The 19019-nt window shown below is 68.9% G+C and carries 17 protein-coding genes and 1 riboswitch; of the genes, 12 read left to right on the forward strand and 5 right to left on the reverse strand.

Annotated features, from left to right (window positions below):
- Positions 1-1485: a cobyric acid synthase gene (locus DFQ59_RS03935; RefSeq protein WP_114278325.1), complete on the reverse strand. Its 1485-nt coding sequence runs from the start codon at positions 1483-1485 to the stop codon at positions 1-3.
- A 2-nt stretch (positions 1486-1487) separates the two neighbouring features.
- Between DFQ59_RS03935 and DFQ59_RS03940 the strand changes: the two genes are divergently transcribed.
- Positions 1488-2378: a cobalamin-binding protein gene (locus DFQ59_RS03940; protein ID WP_114278326.1), complete on the forward strand. Its 891-nt coding sequence runs from the start codon at positions 1488-1490 to the stop codon at positions 2376-2378.
- 152 nt (positions 2379-2530) lie between these two features.
- Here DFQ59_RS03940 and DFQ59_RS19745 read toward each other — a convergent pair whose 3' ends face one another.
- Positions 2531-3352 (reverse strand): energy transducer TonB, encoded by an 822-nt coding sequence (locus DFQ59_RS19745; RefSeq protein WP_170142023.1) that lies wholly within the window; start codon positions 3350-3352, stop codon positions 2531-2533.
- Positions 3352-5178: a TonB-dependent vitamin B12 receptor gene (gene btuB / locus DFQ59_RS03950; protein ID WP_114278328.1), complete on the reverse strand. Its 1827-nt coding sequence runs from the start codon at positions 5176-5178 to the stop codon at positions 3352-3354. Before btuB ends, DFQ59_RS19745 begins: the two co-directional genes overlap by 1 nt.
- 109 nt (positions 5179-5287) lie before the next feature.
- A riboswitch (cobalamin riboswitch) is annotated at positions 5288-5512 on the reverse strand.
- A 415-nt stretch (positions 5513-5927) separates the two neighbouring features.
- Here btuB and DFQ59_RS03955 point away from each other — a divergent pair.
- From DFQ59_RS03955 to DFQ59_RS03985, 8 genes are all read left to right on the forward strand, one after another.
- Entirely contained in the window at positions 5928-6269 is a 342-nt protein-coding gene (locus tag DFQ59_RS03955; protein ID WP_114278329.1) for a rhodanese-like domain-containing protein, read from the forward strand.
- Between the two features lie 98 nt (positions 6270-6367).
- Positions 6368-6991: a DsbA family oxidoreductase gene (locus tag DFQ59_RS03960; protein ID WP_114278330.1), complete on the forward strand. Its 624-nt coding sequence runs from the start codon at positions 6368-6370 to the stop codon at positions 6989-6991.
- 448 nt (positions 6992-7439) lie between these two features.
- A complete protein-coding gene (locus tag DFQ59_RS20450; RefSeq protein ID WP_281268230.1) occupies positions 7440-7565 on the forward strand; it encodes a hypothetical protein in 126 nt (41 codons plus the stop codon).
- 390 nt (positions 7566-7955) lie between these two features.
- Positions 7956-9326 carry a TolC family protein gene (locus tag DFQ59_RS03965; RefSeq protein ID WP_114278331.1) on the forward strand — a complete coding sequence of 457 codons (1371 nt, stop codon included), beginning with the start codon at positions 7956-7958 and terminating at the stop codon, positions 9324-9326.
- Complete coding sequence (locus DFQ59_RS03970) at positions 9323-10522, forward strand: efflux RND transporter periplasmic adaptor subunit (protein WP_170142024.1); 1200 nt, start codon at positions 9323-9325, stop codon at positions 10520-10522. Before DFQ59_RS03965 ends, DFQ59_RS03970 begins: the two co-directional genes overlap by 4 nt.
- Before the next feature lie 41 nt (positions 10523-10563).
- Positions 10564-11259 (forward strand): ABC transporter ATP-binding protein, encoded by a 696-nt coding sequence (locus DFQ59_RS03975; RefSeq protein WP_342768415.1) that lies wholly within the window; start codon positions 10564-10566, stop codon positions 11257-11259.
- Positions 11256-12488 (forward strand): ABC transporter permease, encoded by a 1233-nt coding sequence (locus DFQ59_RS03980; protein ID WP_114278334.1) that lies wholly within the window; start codon positions 11256-11258, stop codon positions 12486-12488. The genes DFQ59_RS03975 and DFQ59_RS03980 overlap by 4 nt, the downstream gene beginning before the upstream one ends.
- A complete protein-coding gene (locus tag DFQ59_RS03985) occupies positions 12481-13005 on the forward strand; it encodes a hypothetical protein (RefSeq protein ID WP_147275162.1) in 525 nt (174 codons plus the stop codon). The genes DFQ59_RS03980 and DFQ59_RS03985 overlap by 8 nt, the downstream gene beginning before the upstream one ends.
- A 392-nt stretch (positions 13006-13397) precedes the next feature.
- On the opposite strand, the gene DFQ59_RS03990 is transcribed toward DFQ59_RS03985, so the two are convergent.
- Positions 13398-13952 carry a hypothetical protein gene (locus DFQ59_RS03990; protein WP_114278336.1) on the reverse strand — a complete coding sequence of 185 codons (555 nt, stop codon included), beginning with the start codon at positions 13950-13952 and terminating at the stop codon, positions 13398-13400.
- A 182-nt stretch (positions 13953-14134) separates the two neighbouring features.
- Between DFQ59_RS03990 and DFQ59_RS03995 the strand changes: the two genes are divergently transcribed.
- The 3 genes from DFQ59_RS03995 (at position 14135) to DFQ59_RS04005 (ending at position 18071) form a co-directional block, all read left to right on the forward strand.
- On the forward strand, positions 14135-14374 hold the full coding sequence (locus DFQ59_RS03995; RefSeq protein WP_114278337.1) for a glutaredoxin family protein: 240 nt from the start codon (positions 14135-14137) through the stop codon (positions 14372-14374).
- A 118-nt stretch (positions 14375-14492) separates the two neighbouring features.
- The gene (locus DFQ59_RS04000) at positions 14493-15929 is read left to right on the forward strand and encodes a sensor histidine kinase (protein WP_114278338.1); all 1437 of its coding nucleotides are present in this window, start codon (positions 14493-14495) and stop codon (positions 15927-15929) included.
- An 18-nt stretch (positions 15930-15947) separates the two neighbouring features.
- Positions 15948-18071: a putative bifunctional diguanylate cyclase/phosphodiesterase gene (locus DFQ59_RS04005; protein WP_114278339.1), complete on the forward strand. Its 2124-nt coding sequence runs from the start codon at positions 15948-15950 to the stop codon at positions 18069-18071.
- Between the two features lie 40 nt (positions 18072-18111).
- Here the strand turns inward: DFQ59_RS04005 and argF are convergent, their stop codons facing one another.
- Positions 18112-19017, reverse strand: coding sequence for an ornithine carbamoyltransferase (gene argF / locus DFQ59_RS04010; RefSeq protein WP_114278340.1), 906 nt, complete (start codon positions 19015-19017; stop codon positions 18112-18114).
- Between the last annotated feature and the right edge of the window lie 2 nt (positions 19018-19019).

Consider the following 19019-nt stretch of genomic DNA (forward strand, 5'->3'; position numbering starts at 1 on the left):
CTAATCAGTTCTTCTGTACGGCATCCCGGTGAGGGCGAACAGGCGGTCGAGATCGAGGTGGGCCTCGGCGGTGTCGGCGAGGCGCTCGATGGCGGCTTCGCGCAGGGCGCGGTAGTCGGTCTCTTGCGGCGCATCGAGGCCGGCCCAGCGGAGCAGGGCGGCGCCGGCGGCGGGTTCCTCGAACAGGCCGTGGAGATAGGTGCCGAGGATCTGCCCGTCGGAGGAGAGGGCGCCGTCCGTGCCGCCGCCGTCGAGATGGACGGCCGGTCGCCCCAGCGCCTCCCCGCGGGTCACGCCCTGGTGGATCTCGTAGCCGCTCACCGGCGGGGCGCCCGGCAGGGCGAGCCGGCCGCGCACCCGGGCCAGGCGCTTTTCCGCCGCCAGGGTGGTCTGCAGGGCCAGCAGGCCTAGTCCCGGCTGGCTGCCGGGCTCGCCCTCCAGCCCCTGGGGGTCGTGCAGGACGGCGCCCAGCATCTGGAAGCCGCCGCAGATGCCGATGAGCCGGCCGCCGTAGCGCAGGTGGCGCTGCAGGGCGCGCTCCCAGCCCTGGGCCCGGAGCCAGCGGAGATCGGCCTGCACGCTCTTGGAGCCGGGGAGGACGACCAGGTCCGCCGGCGGCGGCGTCCGGCCCGGTCCCACCCATTCGAGCCGGACCCGGGGGTGCAGCCGCAGGGGATCGAGATCGGTGTGGTTGCTGATGCGCGGCAGCGCCGGCACCGCCACCCGCAGGGCGTCCGCCGCCGCATCCGTGGCGGCCGGACGGGCCAGGCTGTCCTCCGCCTCCAGGTGCAGCCCCTGCAGGTAGGGCAGGACGCCGAACACCGGTTTTCCGGTCTCCGCCTCCAGCCACCGGAGGCCCGGTTCCAGCAGGGCGGGATCGCCGCGGAAGCGGTTGATGACGAAACCGGCGATGCGCGCCCGTTCGCTCGCCGAGAGCAGCTGCAGGGTGCCGACGATCTGGGCGAAGACGCCGCCGCGGTCGATGTCCGCCACCAGCACCACCGGGCAGTCCACCGCCTCGGCGAAGCCCATGTTGGCGATGTCGCCCCGGCGCAGGTTGACCTCCGCCGGGCTGCCCGCGCCCTCTGCCACCAGCGCCTCGAACCCGGCGCCGAGACGGGCGTGGGATTCCAGCACCGCGCTGCGGGCAAGGCGCTTGTAGTCGTGGTAGGCGGCGGCCTCGAGGTTGGCATGAACCGCCCGGCCGTGGATGATCACCTGGCAGCCGCGCTCGGTGTTGGGTTTCAGCAGCACCGGGTTCATGTCCGTCAGCGGCGCCAGGCCCGCGGCCTGGGCCTGCACCGCCTGGGCCCGGCCGATTTCGCCGCCGTCGGCGGTCACCGCGCTGTTGAGCGCCATGTTCTGGGGTTTGAACGGACAGACCCGCACGCCGCGGCGGGCCAGCACCCGGCACAGCGCCGTCACCAGCAGGCTCTTGCCGGCGTCGGAACTGGTGCCCTGGACCATCAAGGTAGGAGTTTTCATCGATGTCTGAACTCTGGCGCCTGCTGGCGCTGCTGCTGATCCTGTGGTTGCAGTCGGCCGCCGCCGCGGCGGTGGCGGTGGTCGACGACAGCGGTGCGCGGGTGGCATTGCCGGAGCCGGCGCGGCGCATCGTCAGCCTTGCCCCCCATGCCACCGAACTCCTGCTCGCCGCCGGCGCCGGAGGGCGGGTGGTGGGCGTGGTGAGCCACAGCGACTACCCCGCCGCGGCCCGCGCCCTTCCGCAGGTGGGCGGCTACGAGCGCCTCGACCTGGAGGCGATTCTCGGCCTGGCGCCGGACCTCGTGGTGGCCTGGGAGAGCGGCAATCCCGGCGCGGAAGTGGAGCGGCTGCGCGCCCTCGGGATCCCCGTCTACGTGACCGAGCTGCGCCGGCTTGAGGACATTCCCGCCACGCTGGAGCGGATCGGCATCCTCGCCGGCACCCCCGGCGAGGCCGGCACCGCGGCCGCGGCGTTCCGTGACGGCGTGGAGGCGCTCCGCCGCCGCTATGCCGGCCGCTCGCCGGTGCGGGTGTTCTACCAGATCTGGGACAGCCCGCTGATGACCGTGGGTGGCGATCACCTCATCACCTCGGTCATCGCACTGTGCGGCGGCCGCAACATCTTCGCCGACCAGGCGGCGCTGGCGCCAGCGGTGGACGTGGAGTCGGTGCTGGTGCGCGATCCGGAGGCCATCGTGGCCAGCGGGATGGCCGCGGAGCGCCCGGAGTGGCTCGATGGCTGGCGGCGCTGGCCGGGGCTCGGCGCGGTGCGCGAAGAGGCGCTGTTCCTCATCCATCCCGATCTCATCCAGCGCCCCACGCCGCGCATCCTGGAGGGTGCCGAACAGCTGTGCGCGGACCTCGACCGGGTGCGTGCCCGCCGTGGCGAGTGATGCAATGAACTCTCAGCCGTAGGATGGGCAAGGCGCAGCGTGCCCATCTCCCATGCGGAACGGGTGATGGGCGCGTCGCTACGCTCCTTCGCCCATCCTGCGACTTGGCGTTCCTGGCGCCTTGGCGGTGAATCCCCTCGCGGCGGTGTGTCTCACCCCTCCGAGAGGCGGTAGATGACCGGGAGGGTGAGATCCAGGGGCGTGCCGGGACGCCGGCCATCCGCCAGCGCCACCGCCGCCACCCGCAGCAGGGCGTCGCGGGCGGCGCTGTCGAGCAGGCCGAAGCCGGAGCTGTTCGCCACCTTCACATTCCCGATGCGCCCGTCGGCGTCCACCCGGAATGCCAGCACCACCTCTCCCTCCCAGCCGCGGCGGCGCGCCAGCACCGGGTAGCGGAATTCGCCGGCCAGGCGCAGGCGGATGATCCGGCGCACCTCGGCGGCGAGACCGGGCGCCGGTCCGGGGCCGGCCGGGCCGGCGGCGGTGGGAAGGATCGGCGCCGGTGCCGTTGGGGCGCCGGGCGTGGCCTCTGCCGCCCGGGTCCCGGCCGGCGGGGGAGGCGCCTGCTGTCCGGCGGTGCGCGTCGATGCCGCTGACCGGGGGCGGGCGGGAGCCGTGGTGCTGCGGGCGGCTCCGGTTTCGGGGCGCGTTTCCGGTATCCGGGCGGTCCTTGGTTCCGGCATCCGTGGCGGCGTCTCCACACGGGAGGAGGGAGCGGGTCGGGGTGGTTCCGGAGTGGATATCCGTGGGGCCGGTTCCGGTTTCGCCACTACCGGCGTCGTGGCTGGTCGCGGCGCCGGACGGGTGAGCTCCACCCTGAGCACGGGGGTGGCGCTGCTTCCGGGAAGCGGTGCCGGCCCGGCGGGCAGCAGGGCGAGGACGGCGGCATGGAGCGCCAGGGACACGCCCACCGCCAGCGCCACGCCGGGGCGAGGCGCTGCGTCGAAGTGGGCGGATCCCATGGCGAAGGCCATCACTCGGTCCGGTAGGCCACGGAGAGGAACAACTCGCGCCCCGCCGTGTTGTAGTTGGCCGCGCTCTCGTAGCTCTGGTCGAACAGGTTCTTCACCTGGCCGCTGAGCCGCCAGTGCCGGGCCAGGGCGTAGTCCGCATGCAGGTCCACGCGCCCATAGCCGGCGATGCGCCGGGTGTTGGCCCGATCGTCCCAGCGGCCGGACTGGGCGATGAAGCTTCCCCCCAGGCGCCAGCGGGCCAGGTCGCGGTCCAGATCCAGGCGCAGGGTGCGCGGGGCGCGGCGCGGCAGTTCGTTGCCGGTGTCGGAATCCTCCGCGTCGAGGAGGGTCAACGCGGCCGCGGCATTCCAGTCTCCGAGGCGGGTGCGGGCGGTGGCTTCCAGGCCGTCGATGCGGGCGCGGCGCAGGTTGGACGGCTGCCAGATGTCGTTGAGCCAGTCCGTGTCGTCACAGTTCACCGCGCAGGCCCAGTCGATGAGGTTGTCCACCTCCGTGCGGTAGGCGCGCAGGCTCCAGGCGACGGCGCCGCTGCCGTGTGACAGGCCCAGTTCCCAGGTGGCCGACTCCTCCGGATCCAGGTCGGGGTTGCCGGAATAGGGGTAGTAGAGATCGTTGAAGGTGGGAGCGCGGAAGGCGGTGCCGTAGCCGGCGGTGGCGCGCAGCCCCCAGGGCAGGTCGAGACCGGCATCGAGGCTGCCGGTGGTGTGGCCGCCGAAGCCGTCGTAGCGGTCGTGGCGCAGGCCCAGCACGAAATCGTAACCCTCGCCCAGGTACTGGTACTCCACGAAGCCGGCGCGGTCGTCGCGGCGGTCCTCGGCGTAGTCGGTGCTGCCCTCCACGGCATCGCGCAGGAAGTCGAGCCCCAGGGTGAGCAGCGCACGCTCGGACAGTGTCAGGTCGTTCTGCCAGCCGAGCTGGGTGCGACGGGTCTCGTAACGGTCGCGGAAGGCGCCATCGAGATACTCCTTCGATTCGTCGCGGCTCTGGCCGGCGCTGAGCGACACCCGCCAGCGGTCCAGCGGGCTGAAGGCGAATTTCCCCCCGAGGCTCTGCTCAACGAAGTCGTTCTCGTTGGTCCAGCTGCCGTCGTAGTCGTTCTTTCCCCCGGCGCGCAGAAGGTGGGCCTCCACCTCGGCCCCGCCACTGAACCGGTGGCTGATGCGGGCGGAGAGGGAAGTGTTGCGATAGCCGTCGCGGTCCGGCTCCGCGCCTTTCAGGGCATCGAAACCCTCGGTCCGTTCGTGGGCGGCGGCAAGGCTCCAGCGGGTCCCGTCCGCTCCTCCCGAGATCCCGGCGCTGAGGTTGCGGGTGTCGTGACTGCCGGCCCCGGCCCGGGCCTCGGCCCGGAAGCCCTCGCTCCCGCGGCGGGTGAAGATCTGGACCACTCCGCCGATGGCGTCGGAGCCGTAGAGATGGGAGCGCGGACCGCGCACCACCTCGATGCGCTCGATCTGGTCCACCGGGATGAACTGCCAGGCCACCTGTCCGAGGGTGGCAGAACCCATGCGTACCCCGTCCACCAGCAGCAGTACATGGCCGGACTCGGTGCCGCGCAGGTAGAGGCTGGCGGTCTTGCCGGCGCCGCCAGCCACCGTGAAGTCGACTCCCGGCAGGCCGGAGAGCAGCTGCGGTAGATCCCGTGGCTGGCGCCGTTCGATCTCCTCGCGGGTGATGACGGTTACCGCGGCGAGGGTGTCGTCGGCGGTCTGGGCGGTGCGGGTGGCGGTGACGACCACGGCGTCCAGTGGTTGGGATTCGTTGGCGATCGCCGGCAGGCTCGCCAGCAGCAGGGCTCCGGCGAGGGGCCGGCTGAGGGGAAGAGGCATGATTCGCTCCAGTCAGTGCGCGCACCCGCGCAACTTGGTCGTTGCGGTGCGGCGGAGGAGCGACGGGATGGATGCTGCGGTCCCGCGACGGTCCGCCCCCCGCGGCACCAGCCAGGTTCACCTCCAGGCCGGTCTCCGGGCTGATGAGTGGCGGACTCCTGGAGTCCGCCCGGGCGGGCGCCTTCCCGTGCCGCGGCACAGTGGCATGATGCCCGCCCTCCACTCAAACACCGTTGCGGGGGCAGCGCTGGATTGACCGCCGGGGCGGGGTACCAGCTTCCCGTTTCATTCCTCGGACGAGCGTCCTCGGAACACCTGGTAGGAAGGGGTGAATTCTCGGCCCCGGCGGCGCCGGCGTCAAGCCGCACTTTCCGGTCACACGGGATTGTGTTCACCACGAAGGCACGAAGGACACGAAGAGAACAAGGACTAAAAGACTTGACCGCAGATTTCGCTGATTTACGTTGATTTTTCCGTCCATCACCGGATTGCACGCTGACAATCCTGGTTGCGGTGTTAACAATCGAAAGTGCCGTCGGCTGGAAACTGGCACTCATGGATTATTCGCGCAACCATCATCCGGGCACGAACAATCTGTGTTAATCAGCGAAATCTGCGGTTAACTGCCTTTTGTGTCGTCTTCGCGTCCTTCGTGCCTTCGTGGTGAATCCCATGTGGCGTACCCGGTTGTCATATTAGATAAATCTAATATACTATCCTGGCCTAAAGCCCAAGTGACGGAGTAGGACATGTTTGGACTGAACATCAAGGAGATCGACGCCCCCGAACTGGCGCAACGCCTCGAGAATGATCACGATCATGTCTGCGTGGTGGATGTGCGCGAGCCGGTCGAGGTCTCCGCCGGCACCATTCCCGGTGCCGTGCATATTCCCATGCGCTCCATTCCCTGGCATGCCGGGGAACTCGAGCGGGACAAGGACCTGGTCATCATCTGCCGCAGTGGCGCGCGCTCGGCGCAGGTGTGCGCTTTCCTGCAGCAGCAGGGTTTCGACAACGTCTACAATCTGCGCGGCGGCCTCATCGCCTGGGCCCGCGCCGGCCTCCCGGCAGCCCTGCCCAGGACGGCCTGACCCCTTCCCCGGGGCAGAGCCGTCACCGGGCCCCCACCGCGCCGCTTTCCCGCACTACACTAAACTCAACCTGGGCCGCCCCTGACGCGGGAGGAGCGATGGTTGAACGCCCGGAACTGAAGGTCACCGTCTTCTCCGACTACATCTGCCCCTTCTGCTATGTGGGACATGCGCGCCTGATGCGGCTCGGCGAGGAGTGGAACCTGCGGGTGAACTGGTGCTTCATCGAGTTGCACCCGGAGACGCCCGTCGCCGGACAGCCGGTGGCCGCCCTGGGCTATCCCGATGCCCAGTGGAACAGGATGCAAGAGAACCTCAAGCGGATGGCTGACGAGGACGGCCTGCCGTTCAGCGATCCCGGTTTCACCACCAACTCCCGGCGCGCCCTGTTGCTGGCCGAGGCGGCCAAGTCGCTGGGCCGGGAGCGCTTCTACCGCCTGCACGAGGCTCTCTACCACGCCTGCTTCGTTGCCGGCCGCAATATCGGCGACCCGGAAGTCCTGCGCGGGATCGCCGCGTCCGTCGGGGTGCCTGAGTCCCTGGTCGAGGCAGCCTGGCGCGAGCCCCGCTACCCGGAACACCTCAGCCACTACCGTGAACTGGCTGCCCGGGTCGCCCTCAGCGGTGTCCCCACCTACCTTTTCGGGCCACGCAGGATTACCGGCGCCGTGCCAGTGGCGCGGCTGCGCGAAGCCGCGCGCGCACTCGCCGATACCGCCTGATTCCCGCGCGGCGATTCACTTCCTGCCGCCATTGCGGTCCTTTGCCGGCGGTGCGGTTTGTGCGACGCAGTATCGGCTATTGATCGCCCCCTCCATGGATGTTGCTTGATCCAGATCAATCCTGAAATGAGAACTTCATCACAAAAACGTTGACCCTGCCGGGCCGGGATGATTAGTATCCGGGGCGTGGGGTTGTCGGCGTGCACCCCGATTCGACTCCACCAACTCAACGGAAAACTCAACGCAAGGAGGTGAACATGCTGGGTCTTGGTGATTTGCTCGGTGGTCTGCTTGATACGGTTCTGGGTCTGCTCGGCCCGGTCCTTGGGCTGGTTCAGGGTCTCCTGGGCAGCCTGCTTGGCGGTCTGCTCGGCTAAGTCCGGACAACCGCAGCTCAACTGCGCATCAGCGCAACATTAAAAACCATTGGATAGGGAGTGGCAAAATCATGATTAGCGCTAGCCTGAACCTCGAAGCAATCCTCGGTTCCGTCATCTCCACCGTGACCGGCCTGGTCGGACACGTGCTGGACCTCGTCGGCGGCCTGCTCGGCTCCGTGATGACCCTGGTGTAAGGGCTGCTTCGTGCCTTTGGCGCCGATCCTCCCTCCCCGGGGGATCGGCGCCATCTCGAAGGATGGCCGGGATCGACCTGGCACAGGGACGGGCATCTCAGTCATCCCCCTCCATCCCGAGTTTCCGCAGCAACGACCGAATTTCCTCACGGGTGCGGATGGCGACCCGCAGGTCGAGGGCAGGCCGGGTTCATCTCTCCGGAGTCGCCCTCGAGCATGGCGCCGGCGCGCTGCCGCACCTCGATGAACCTTACCGGTCCGCTTCAGGGCCCATGATGCCGAGGGTAGCCGCGCTTGTTGACGTTCCGGGAATTCTGCACCGCCGGTGATTCATCGAATGCCCTGTCCGTTGGAGGCACAAAGCGGTTCGCAGTCGCTTGCCTCCTGCTCGTGCCGTTTCTGCTGGCGACCGCCGCGGCCGCAGCCGGGGAGAAGCCCACGGCGCTGCGTCTCGAGCAGCTCATCGAGATGGCCCTGGCGGAAAACCCGCAGATGGGGGTGGCCCGGGGTGCGTTGAAGGCGGCGGATGCCCGCCTTGGACAGCAGCAGGCGGGTTACTACCCGAAGATCGCCGTCGAGGGCCGGATCGAGCAGGTCACCCTGAACGCCGCGACTCCGCGCGAATCCCGCTCCTACCTTGATTTCTCCTCCATCGACCCCAGCCTGGGCCGGGTCTACGTGGCGAATCCCGACGAGGACATGACCGGCTACACCCGCACCAGCGCGGCGGTCAGCGCCGAGTACATGCTGGTGGATTTCGGCCGCCGCAACGGGGGGGTGCGTTCCGCCGAGGAGCGTCTCGGCGCCGCCCGCGCCGCGCTGTCGGGCACCGAGAACGAAACGGTCCTGAACGTGGTCTCCGCCTACTTCAATATCCTCAAGGCGGAGGAACTGGTGGGGGTCGAACGGGAAAGCCGCTCGCGCAAGCGCGAGGCGGTGAAGCTTGCCCGCACCCTGCATGAAGCGGGGCGTGGCACGGTAGGGGACGTGGCCCGGGCCGAGGCCGATCTGGGCCAGGCGGAGGTGGAGCTGACCCGGGCCGAGAACGAGCTGCAGCTCTCGCGCCTGGCCCTGCGGCGGGCCGTGGGGGTGGCGCCCGGCGGGCCGCCGCTGGAGTTGTCGCGCAAGAGCCGCCTGGCCGATCCGGGGCGGCTGGTATCGGAGCTGGACGCCCTGGTGGAGCGGGCCATCGGCCGCCGGCCGGAGGTGGAGGCCCAGCAGCGCACCATCGCCGCCACCCAGGCCGCGGTGCAGAAGGAGCGGGCGGAGTACCGGCCCTCGGTCAACCTGTTCGCCAACTACAGCGTCCAGCGCTACGAGGACCAGGATGCCGCCGCCAATTACGGCCTCGGCGTACAGGTGCGCTGGTCGCTTTTCGACGGCGGGCTGCGCAGCAACCGCGTGGGCGAAACGCGGGCCCAGCTCATCCAGGAGCAGGAGCGTCTGCGCGACCTCCAGCTGGGCGTGGCCACCGACGTGCGCGATGCCCAGCAGCGCTACCGCGAGGCCAGTGAGCGTCTGCGCCTCACCGGCAAGGTGCTGACCGCCAGCGAACTCGATCTCAAGCTCGCCCGCAAGGGCTACAAGGAGGGCATCCGCACCTTCTACGACCTTTCCGTGGCGGAATCGAACTACCGCAATGCCATGGCCCAGCGGGTGGTCGCGCAGTACGACCTGCAGGGAGCCATCGCCCGCCTGTACTGGTCGCTCGGTTCCATGGACAGTCTCTACGGCGAGGATGCCGGGAGCGTGGCGCCGTGACGGCAGCCGGCTTCGGCAAGCAGCAGCTGCAACGGTTCGCGGTGTGGTTCCGCGGCCTCTCCTTCGCCGGCCGGGCGGGAACCAGTTTCGGGGTGCTGTTCGCCCTGCTGGTCATCATTTCCGGCCTTGACGGCGACAGGGGGCCGGGACCGGGCCTGGAGAGCGCGGCCGTGGAGCCGGGAAGCATCCATCTGGAAGTGCGCGCCACCGGACATCTGCGGGCCCGCGGACAGCTGCCCGTGTTCGCCCAGGTGAGCGGGATCATCCGCGAGGTGCCGGTTGGCTCCTCGGGCCGGGTCAAGAGCGGCGAGGTGCTGGCCGTGGTGGATGACCAGGACTACCGGCTGGCATTGCAGGAGGCCGAGTCCCAGCGGGTCGCCGCCCAGTCCGAGACGGCCGGGGTACGGGCGCGCCTGGTCCAAACCCAGCAGGAGCATGACCGGGCGGAGCGCCTCTATCGCGAGGATCTCATTCCCCGCCAGGAGCTGGAGAAGGCCGCCGCCGCCCGCCAGGAGCTGGAGGCGCAGCTGGAAATGGCCGAAGCCCGGGTGCAGCAGGCCATGCTGCGGGAGCAGCAGGCGCGGGAGAACCTGGAGCGCTGCATGGTGCGCAGTCCCATCGAGGGGGTGCTTCTCAGCGTCGGCGCGGAGCCCGGCGAGCCGGTGGCGGGCGTGGGCGGCAAGCCCCTGTTCCAGCTGGCGCCGAGCCTCGACGCGATCGAGATCCGCGTGGCGGTCACCGAGTCCGACATCGGCAAGGTGCAGATTGGGCAGCCGGTCCGGTTCAGCGTCGAGGCCTACGGCGGGGAGGAGTTCAGCGGCGAGGTATCGGCCATCCGCCGCGGCGGCGAGGATCGCGGCGGGGTGACCTATTACGAGGTGCTGGTGAGTACGGGCAATCCGGGGCACCGGCTCCTGCCGGGGATGACCGCCCAGGTCCGTGTCGATGCCGGGACCCGGGAAGTGGCGCGGCTGATTCCGCTGCGCGCCCTGCTCTACAACCCCGAGGCGGAGGTGCTGGAGCGCTGGCAGAGCGAGGTGGACCGTATCCGGCAGGCGGGTGACACCCTGGTCTGGGTGGATGGCGAGAGTGGTGTTCGCCCGGTCGGTGTGCAGCTGGGGGTTCAGGATCGCGAGCACGTGGAGGTGGTGGGCGAATGGTCGGATCCCGAAAGTCAGGTCGTGTATCGCCAATGAGCCGGGCCCGTGGCCCGGTTGCAGCGCTGGAGCTGTGTCAGGTGGCGAAGCGCTTCCGCGTGGGCGATCAGCTGATCGAACCGCTGCGCGGGGTGGATCTGGCCATTCATGACCGTGACTACGTCTCCATCATCGGACCCTCGGGCTCCGGAAAGTCGACCCTGCTGCATATCCTCGGCTGTCTCGATCAGCCCGATTCCGGGCAAGTGCTGATCGGGGGCGATGACGTGAGCCGGCTCGACGATGCCGCCCTGTCCGCCTTCCGCAGCCGCACCCTGGGGTTCGTGTTCCAGAAATTTCACCTGCTGGACCGGATGAGCGCCCTGCGCAACGTGGAACTGCCCCTGGACTACAACCCGGCACTGGACCGCGCCGCGCGCCGGGAGCGGGCCCTGGCCTGCCTGGCGCAGGTGGGGCTCGCCGATCGTGCCGAGCACCGCCCCCTGCAGCTCTCCGGCGGTCAGCAGCAGCGGGTGGCCATCGCCCGGGCGCTGGTGAACGAGCCCCGCATCCTCCTGCTCGACGAGCCGACCGGGAACCTGGACCCCGCCACCGGCGCCGAACTGATGGAGTTCATCGACCAGTTGCGCCGGGAGGCCGGGGTGGCCGTGGTGCTGGTGACCCACGACATGGAGATGGCGCGGCGGGCCGAGCGCGGCTTCCGGCTGGTGGAGGGGCGCCTGGAGCCGGTGGCGGAGACGGTCCATGCGCTGCCGGCGGGGAGGCTGGCGCTATGACCGCCGCACTCAACCGCTGGCTGCGGGGGCTGCTGGACCTGCTTCTGCTGCTGCAGGAGCACAAGGTCCGTTCCGGGCTCACCATCCTCGGCATCAGCGTCGGCATCTGGGCCCTGGTGACCCTGCTGGCCGTGGGTATGGGTGCCCGCGAGTACATCCAGGGACAGGTGGGCAAGCTGGGTACCGACCTGCTGATCGTGACCCCGGGCAACGCCAACGACGTCAGCAGCTATTTAAACCGGGGCGTGCTCGAGAGCCTGACGCTCGCCGACGTGCGGGCGCTCGAGACCCAGATTCCCGAGCTGGCGCTCGCGGCGCCGGTGGTGCAGGCGCGGGGTGAGCTGAGCTTCCGCGACCGGCGTGCGGCCGGTACCGTGGTGGGGGCGACACCCGCCTACTTCGCCGCCCGGGACGCGGTTCCGGCACTGGGCCGGGTGCTGACCCCCGCCGACGCCCAGGCCCAGGCGCCGGTGGCGGTGCTGGGGGAGGAGATGGCCCGCCGGCTGTTCTCCAACCGCAATCCGCTGGGCGAATCCATTCGCTTCAAGGGGTCGGTGCTGGAGGTGGTGGGGGTCCTGCGCGGAAAGGGCGACAGCAGTCTCGGGCAGGGCCGCGACAGCGAAGTGATCGTGCCGCTGTCCACCATGCAGCATCGCATCGCCGGTGTGCGGCACGTGCAGATGATCTTCCTCAAGCCGGTCAGTGAAGCGGTGAAGGAGCGGGTGCGGCTGCAGGCGGAACTGGTGCTGCTCACCCAGCACACCGCTCTGGCCCAGAACGGACTGCCCTACACGGTCACCGATCTCGGACAGCTCGCCGCCATCGCCGGCAACCTGGTGGGGGCGATGACCGCCCTGCTGGTGAGCATCGCCGGCGTCTCCCTGGTGGTGGGAGGCATCGGGGTGATGAACGTGATGCTCGCCTCTGTGAGCGAGCGCATCGGCGAGGTGGGCATCCGCCGCGCGGTGGGCGCAACCCAGCAGCACATCCGCTCCCAGTTCCTGCTCGAGGCCGGTGCACTGACCGTTCTCGGCGGCCTGGTGGGCATCGTTCTCGCCGCACTCACGGTGGCACTGCTCAGCGGCCTGCTGCCGTGGAATGCCGTCATCGACATCCCGGCCATCCTGGCCGTGCTGGTCGCATCGGGGGCCATCGGGGTCTTCTTCGGCTATTACCCGGCCCGCAAGGCGGCCAAGCTAACACCCATGGAGGCACTGCGCTATGAATGAGGCTGTCGTGGAGCCCGGTACCGCGACCGGGCGCGTTCTCGACACCCTGCGGGCCCTGGTGATGTCTCCCCGGTGCCTGTTCGGCGCCATCGACGGGAGCCAGGAGCGCTGGCGTGACTCCCTGCTGCTTGCCGGCGGGGCGATCATCTGCAACACGGTTCTCAAGTCGGCCATCAGCGGGGAGGTGGGGATGGCCTTGTGGATGGCCGTCTACCTGGTGGTGATGACCGGTTTCTATACCGGCGTGCTCCACGCCCTGGTGTACGGGCTGCTGGAGAAGGAGCCGGCGCTGCTGACGACCAGCACGGCCGTGAATTACGCCATGGTCACGGCCGCATTGCTGTCGGTGCCCTACCTGGGCCCGGTGATGCTGCTGGGCTTCTTCGCCCTCATCTATCTCGCCCTCGACGCCCTGTTCGGGGCCGCGCGCTGGCGTGCGCTGGTGGTGGTGGGATTGTTCGTCATGACCGGGCTGGTGTTCGAGTCGGCGGCCGCGTTGCTGGGATTCACCGCCTGAGGCGCCGCCCTGGTGGAGATTCCGCCGGTCTCCCGGGTTGACCGGCGGGGTAACAGCGATCCAGGGATGCGGATCGTGTGCGAGGTGCGTCCACGGGCGTACCAGCCGGGCGGGTGGGGGCACTCTGCCGGCCCGGTGTCCCGGGCGTTCAGGGATGGGCGCCCGGGGCGCTTCCTTCTCCGGTTATCCGGTGTGTGGGGTTTGGGAGGCTGAGGGTACGCCGGGCGCATGCGCGGCACACCCGAGGCCTTCGGCCGGACGGGCTCAGGGATGGGCTCCTCCGGCATTTTTTTGCCCCGGGGAAGTGCGGCGGACCTTCCTGTCCGCATGTGCGCGTCACGCTCAATGGGATAAGGGGAAACGGTAATCCGCGCCCGCTACTTCAGGTGGCATCAGTGGGTGCTGCGCCGCCCCAGCTCTTCCAGCAGTGCGGCCACGAACTGTTCTCCCCGCTGGCCCATGCCCCGGGCGAGTACGTCGGGATCCCGTTCGCCGTCCAGCAGCCGGCGCAGGATGCCGCCGAGGCGGGCCATGTCGCCGCCGGCCTTCAGCATCTGTTCGGCCATGTCGCCCAATACGCCCAACGCCTGCGTGCTTCCGGTCATCGCCTCGTGGATCATCTGGGCCATGCCCGCCGCGGCCACGGCCGGATCGGGGCGGGCGTCGGGATCGGGCAGCGTGCTCGGATCCTGCAGACCGCGCATGATGCTGGTAACGATGATGCTGTCCTCCTCGTCCAGTCCCACCAGCAGCTTGGGGTGGCGCTCGCCGGACAGGATGCGGCGTATCACACCCACCAGGCTGTTCCAGCCGTTGGCCTCCGAAGCCTGCAGTATCGGCTCGATCTGGGGCATCAGATCACGGTTCTGGCAGGCGCGTACCACATGCCAGATCAGGGCCGCGTGGGCCTGCAGGATCTGCTGGGTCTTGTCGGGCATGTCACTCATGGGCTGCTCCGGCGGGATGTAGGACGGACACGGGCGAACGTCGCGCGTCGGTTCCGGTGCGGGGACCGGGACGCCTGACGATTATACCGGCTGGAGTCCGGGAGCCCATGATAAATGTCTGCGGATACGGACCTTGTGCGCTACACTGCGCCCGTGTCATGTAAGGCGGGAGCGACCAGGCCATGACCCGTGTGCGGCTCTACACCACCGCCGGCTGCCACCTCTGTGAACAGGCCGCGTCGCTGCTTGCGGCTATGGTCGCGGAGGGCGGGATCGAGGTCACCGAGCAGGAGATAGCCGCCTCAGCAACACTGTTGGCGCGCTACGGTGACCGGATTCCGGTGGTGTCGCTGGAGGGGAGCGGGGCGGAGCTCGGCTGGCCGTTCGACGGCGAATCCCTGCGCCGGTTTCTGGGCCGCTAGGCAGTTTGGGGATGGAACAAGTTTGACTGCCTGATGTTTCGGCTTTAAATTTGGGGATAACCATCCGCCGTATAACGATAAATTAACGACGCAGCGGGACATCGCGCTGCCCCACGCCATGGCCATGCAGCCTCCGCGAATCCTGTTGGTGGACGACTCGGCGACCGATCGGGAGCTTGCGGGACTCGTGCTTGCGCGGGAGCTGCCGGGCGCCGAGATTCTCGCGGTCGGGGACGCCATGTCCTTCGCCGAGCGCCTGGCCCGGGGTGGATTCGATGCCGCCGTCACCGAGCGCCGCCTGGCCTGGAGCGACGGCCTGCAGGTGGCGGCGACCATTCGCCGGGTCTATCCCGGTTGCCCGATTCTCCTGTTCTCATCCGCCCAGGATGCGCTGCTGGAAGGTCAGCGCGCGGGTCTCGATGATGTCCTGCCGAAAGACAGCTCCGGCTACCTGCGCCTGCCGGGTGCCCTGCAGCGCTGCCTGGAGCGGCGCGGCGACACCGGTTCCGCCGAAGTCCTGCTCGGCAGCCTGCCGGTCGGCGTTGTGGCCCTCGATCATGATGGAAACATCCTGCGGACCAACCCGGAGGCGGTGCGCCTGCTGGGTGCCGACAACAGCGAAGCCCTGGTGGGCGACGACCTGGGGCTGCGCCTCGACCCGGCCGTACGCGACACGTTGTCCAGGGCGCTGGCGGGAGACGGTGTCCTGCGGGGCGAGGAGGTGCGACTGCAGCGCCTGGATGGTGGAATGGGGTGGGCACGCCTGGGTCTCAGCCCCCTGCCGGGCCAGCGCGGACAATACCAGGCAACGCTCGAGGACATCGGCAGCTACAAGCGCCGGGAGCAGGAACTGGCGCGGGAGACCTCCGAACTGGGGCGGGCGAACACCGAGCTCGAGCGCTTCGCCTACGTGGCCTCCCACGATCTCCAGCAACCCCTCGGGCTCATCACCCGCTATGCGAGACTGTTCCTGGAGCGTTTCGGAGCGGGGCTGGAGGAAGAGGGACAGCGCTACCTTGAGCACGTCCTGGACAGCGGTTCCCGGCTCCAGGAACTGGTGGACGACCTGTTGGCCTATGCCCGGATCGGCACCCAGGGACGACCCTTCGAGCCGGTGGATTTCGGCGCGGCCGTGGATGAGGCGGCGGCCAACCTGGAGGCGGAGATCACCGCCGATGATGCGGGTTTCAGCCGTGACGAGCTGCCCACGCTCAAGGCCGACCGGGGCCAGGTCGTGCAGCTGTTCCAGAATCTCATCGGCAATGCCTTGAAGTTCCGATCAAGCGAACCGCTCCGGATCCGGATCAGCGCCGATCGCCAGGGGGATGATTGGCGTTTCGCCATTCAGGACAACGGCATCGGTATCGAGGCGGAGCATGGCGAACGGATCTTCGGCATGTTCCAGCGCCTGCATACCGGCGAGGAGTACCCCGGCACCGGCATCGGGCTGGCCATCTGCAAGAGTATCGTGGAACGGCATGGAGGCCGCATCTGGGTGGAGTCGCGTCCGGGCGCGGGCTCCACGTTCTACTTCACCATCCCGGCGCAGGCGTGACCGTGGGGAGGCGATTGCATGGGTGAGTTCGAGGGCAAACGATTGCATCTGTTGCTCGTCGAGGACCAGCCGGCGGAGGTGGAGCTGATCGAGGCCATGCTCGCCGGCCACCGCGACCCCGAGTTCCACATCGAGCATCACGACAATCTGGCGGGGGGGCTGAAGCGGCTGCGCAGCGGCGGCATCGACCTGGTGCTGCTGGACCTCTGCCTGCCCGACAGTGCCGGGCTGGAGACCTTCCAGCGGCTGCATACCCAGGCGTCCTCGGTGCCGATCATCCTGATGACCAACCTGGACGACGAGGATCTGGCCGCCCGCGCCGTTCGCGAAGGCGCCCAGGACTACCTCATCAAGCGCCGGGTGGATACCGGTCTGCTGGTCCGCTCCATCCGCTATGCCCTGGAGCGCCAGCTCTCCGAGGAGGCGCTGCGGCAGAGCGAGGAGCGCTACGCGCTGGCGGTGCGCGGCGCCAACGACGGTGTCTGGGACTGGAACATGATCACCGACGAGGTCTACTACTCGCCGCGCTGGAAGGCCATCCTCGGCCATGCCGAGACCGATATCGGCAGCCGCCCGGACGAATGGCTCACCCGCATCCACCACGACGATTTCCAGGATTTCAACCATGCCCTCCAGGCCCACCTGACCGGAGAGACCGAGCAGTTCGCCCACGAATACCGGCTGCGGCACCAGGCCGGGCACTTCATCTGGGTTCTCAGCCGGGGCCTCGCGGTCCGCAACATCCACGGCGAGCTGCAGCGCATGGCCGGGTCGCTGACCGACATCACCGCGCGCAAGGCGGCGGAGGAACAGCTGATCCACGATGCGCTGCATGACGCACTGACCGGCCTGCCCAACCGGGCCCTGCTGCTCGATCGCCTGGATCAGGCGCTGAAACAGCTGCGCAGCCGCGGCAACAGCGGTTTCGCCGTCCTGTTCCTGGACCTGGATCGGTTCAAGAACGTCAACGACAGCCTGGGGCACAACGTCGGCGACCAGCTGCTGGTGGAGTTCGCGCAGCGACTCAGCGCCCTGCTGCGGCCGGGCGACACGGTGGCACGGCTCGGGGGCGACGAATTCGCCCTGCTCATCTCCGACATCGAACATATCGGACAGGTCACCGCGGTGGCGAAACGCATCCTGGAGCTGTCCCGTGACCGGTTCCAGATCGCCGGCCACGAGGTCTTCACCACGGCCAGCGTCGGCATCGCCATGGGTTCCCGTGTCTACCAGGGGCCGGAGGAGATCCTGCGCGATGCCGATATCGCCATGTACCGGGCCAAGGGCGCGGGCAAGGCCCGCTACGAGGTCTTCGATCGCCAGATGCACCAGCGGGTGGTGGAGCTGCTGCGCCTGGAGACCGACCTGCGCCGGGCGGTGGAGCGGGGCGAGTTCGCCATGCACTACCAGCCCATCGTCTCGCTGGACGAGGGCAAACTGGTGGGTTTCGAGGGGCTGATCCGCTGGCACCACCCCCTCCGGGGCATGGTGGGCCCGGAGTCATTCATCCCCGCCGCCGAGGAGACCGGGCTGATAGTTCCCATGGGCTGGTGGACCATCCGGGAGACCTGCCGCCAGACCCGGCAGTGGCAGCGCGAGTTTCCCAACCGCGCGCCGCTGAGCATCAGCGTCAACGTCTCCGGACGCCTGTTCAAGCAACCGGACATGGTGACGCGACTGGAGCGGATCCTGGACGAAACCGGGCTCTCCCCCGACTCGCTGCGGATCGAGATCACCGAGAGCGTGCTGCTGGATCATGCCGAGGAGGCGATGGAGAAGCTCTCGGGCCTGCGCAACCTGGGCGTGGGTCTGCACGTGGACGATTTCGGCACCGGCTACTCCTCCCTGAGCTACCTGCAGAAGTTCGCCTACGACTCGCTGAAGATCGACCGCAGCTTTGTCAGCGATATCGAGCAGACCAAGGGTTCCGGCGCCATCGTGCAGACCATCATCGCCCTGGGGCAGATGCTGGGCATGAATATCATCGCCGAGGGTGTGGAAACGCCGGTGCAGCTCAGGCGGCTGCAGGAGCTGCAGTGTCCCCAGGTGCAGGGCTTCTGGTTCTCACGCCCCCTGGATGCCGCCGGTGCGCGGCGCCTGCTCTCCAATCCGCCCACCTGGCAGGTGGACAAGATCGCCTGACGCTGTCATGCCGGGGCCCGGCGCGGGTCCCGTACCCGGTTCAACCGCAGTAGAGGAACTCGATGAGCGCCTTCTGCGCGTGAAGCCGGTTCTCCGCCTCGTCCCACACCACGCTCTGCGGTCCGTCGATCACCTCCGCGCTCACCTCTTCACCCCGGTGGGCCGGCAGGCAGTGCATGAACAGTGCGTCGGGGCGGGCGCGCGCCATCAGCTCCCCGTTCACCTGGTAGCCGGCGAAGGCCGCCTCGCGCAGCTTCTGCTCCTCCTCCTGTCCCATGCTCGCCCATACATCGGTGACCACCAGGTCGGCGGCGGTGGCGGCGGTGGCGGGATCGCGGGTGAGGGTCACGCGGTCGCCGGCCGCGGCCAGCAGGGCGGGATCGGGATCGTAGCCCTCCGGGCAGGCGATGTTGAGGCGGAAATCGAACTGGCGCGCGGCATTGATGTAGGAGTTGCACATGTTGTTGCCATCGCCGATCCAGGCCACCGTGCGCCCGGCGATGGCGCCGCGGTGCTCCACGTAGGTCTGCACGTCCGCCAGCAGCTGGCAGGGGTGGTAGTGATCGGTGAGGCCGTTGATCACCGGCACCCGGGAGTGGGCCGCGAAGCGCTCGATCTTGTCGTGTTCGAAGGTGCGGATCATGACCAGGTCCACCATCCGCGACAGCACCCGGGCGGTATCCTCGATGGGCTCGCCGCGGCCGAGCTGGGTGTCCCGGGGCGAGAGGAAGATGGCGTGTCCGCCGAACTGCGCCATGGCCGCCTCGAAGCTGACCCGGGTCCGGGTGGATGATTTCTCGAACACCATCCCCAGGACCCGGTTGCGCAGCGGTTCATGGATCTCGCCGGCGCGGCTGCTCCCCTTGAGCTCGATGGCGCGCGCGATGAGCCCGTTCAGCTCCGCGGTCGTGAGATCCATCAGGGTGAGAAAGTGGCGTACTGCCATGT

This window comes from Thioalbus denitrificans, assembly GCF_003337735.1.
Classification (GTDB): domain Bacteria; phylum Pseudomonadota; class Gammaproteobacteria; order DSM-26407; family DSM-26407; genus Thioalbus; species Thioalbus denitrificans.

Bases quoted from the DNA above. Each gene is read 5' to 3' on its own strand.
- DFQ59_RS03955 (WP_114278329.1), top strand. From the start codon at position 5,928: ATGTTTGGACTGAACATCAAGGAGATCGACGCCCCCGAACTGGCGCAA.
- DFQ59_RS03980 (WP_114278334.1), top strand. From the start codon at position 11,256: ATGACCGCCGCACTCAACCGCTGGCTGCGGGGGCTGCTGGACCTGCTT.
- DFQ59_RS20450 (WP_281268230.1), top strand. From the start codon at position 7,440: ATGATTAGCGCTAGCCTGAACCTCGAAGCAATCCTCGGTTCCGTCATC.
- btuB (WP_114278328.1), bottom strand. From the start codon at position 5,178: ATGCCTCTTCCCCTCAGCCGGCCCCTCGCCGGAGCCCTGCTGCTGGCG.
- DFQ59_RS03940 (WP_114278326.1), top strand. From the start codon at position 1,488: ATGTCTGAACTCTGGCGCCTGCTGGCGCTGCTGCTGATCCTGTGGTTG.
- DFQ59_RS03960 (WP_114278330.1), top strand. From the start codon at position 6,368: ATGGTTGAACGCCCGGAACTGAAGGTCACCGTCTTCTCCGACTACATC.
- DFQ59_RS03990 (WP_114278336.1), bottom strand. From the start codon at position 13,952: ATGAGTGACATGCCCGACAAGACCCAGCAGATCCTGCAGGCCCACGCG.
- DFQ59_RS04000 (WP_114278338.1), top strand. From the start codon at position 14,493: ATGGCCATGCAGCCTCCGCGAATCCTGTTGGTGGACGACTCGGCGACC.
- DFQ59_RS04005 (WP_114278339.1), top strand. From the start codon at position 15,948: ATGGGTGAGTTCGAGGGCAAACGATTGCATCTGTTGCTCGTCGAGGAC.
- DFQ59_RS03935 (WP_114278325.1), bottom strand. From the start codon at position 1,485: ATGAAAACTCCTACCTTGATGGTCCAGGGCACCAGTTCCGACGCCGGC.
- DFQ59_RS03995 (WP_114278337.1), top strand. From the start codon at position 14,135: ATGACCCGTGTGCGGCTCTACACCACCGCCGGCTGCCACCTCTGTGAA.
- DFQ59_RS19745 (WP_170142023.1), bottom strand. From the start codon at position 3,352: ATGGCCTTCGCCATGGGATCCGCCCACTTCGACGCAGCGCCTCGCCCC.
- argF (WP_114278340.1), bottom strand. From the start codon at position 19,017: ATGGCAGTACGCCACTTTCTCACCCTGATGGATCTCACGACCGCGGAG.
- DFQ59_RS03985 (WP_147275162.1), top strand. From the start codon at position 12,481: ATGAATGAGGCTGTCGTGGAGCCCGGTACCGCGACCGGGCGCGTTCTC.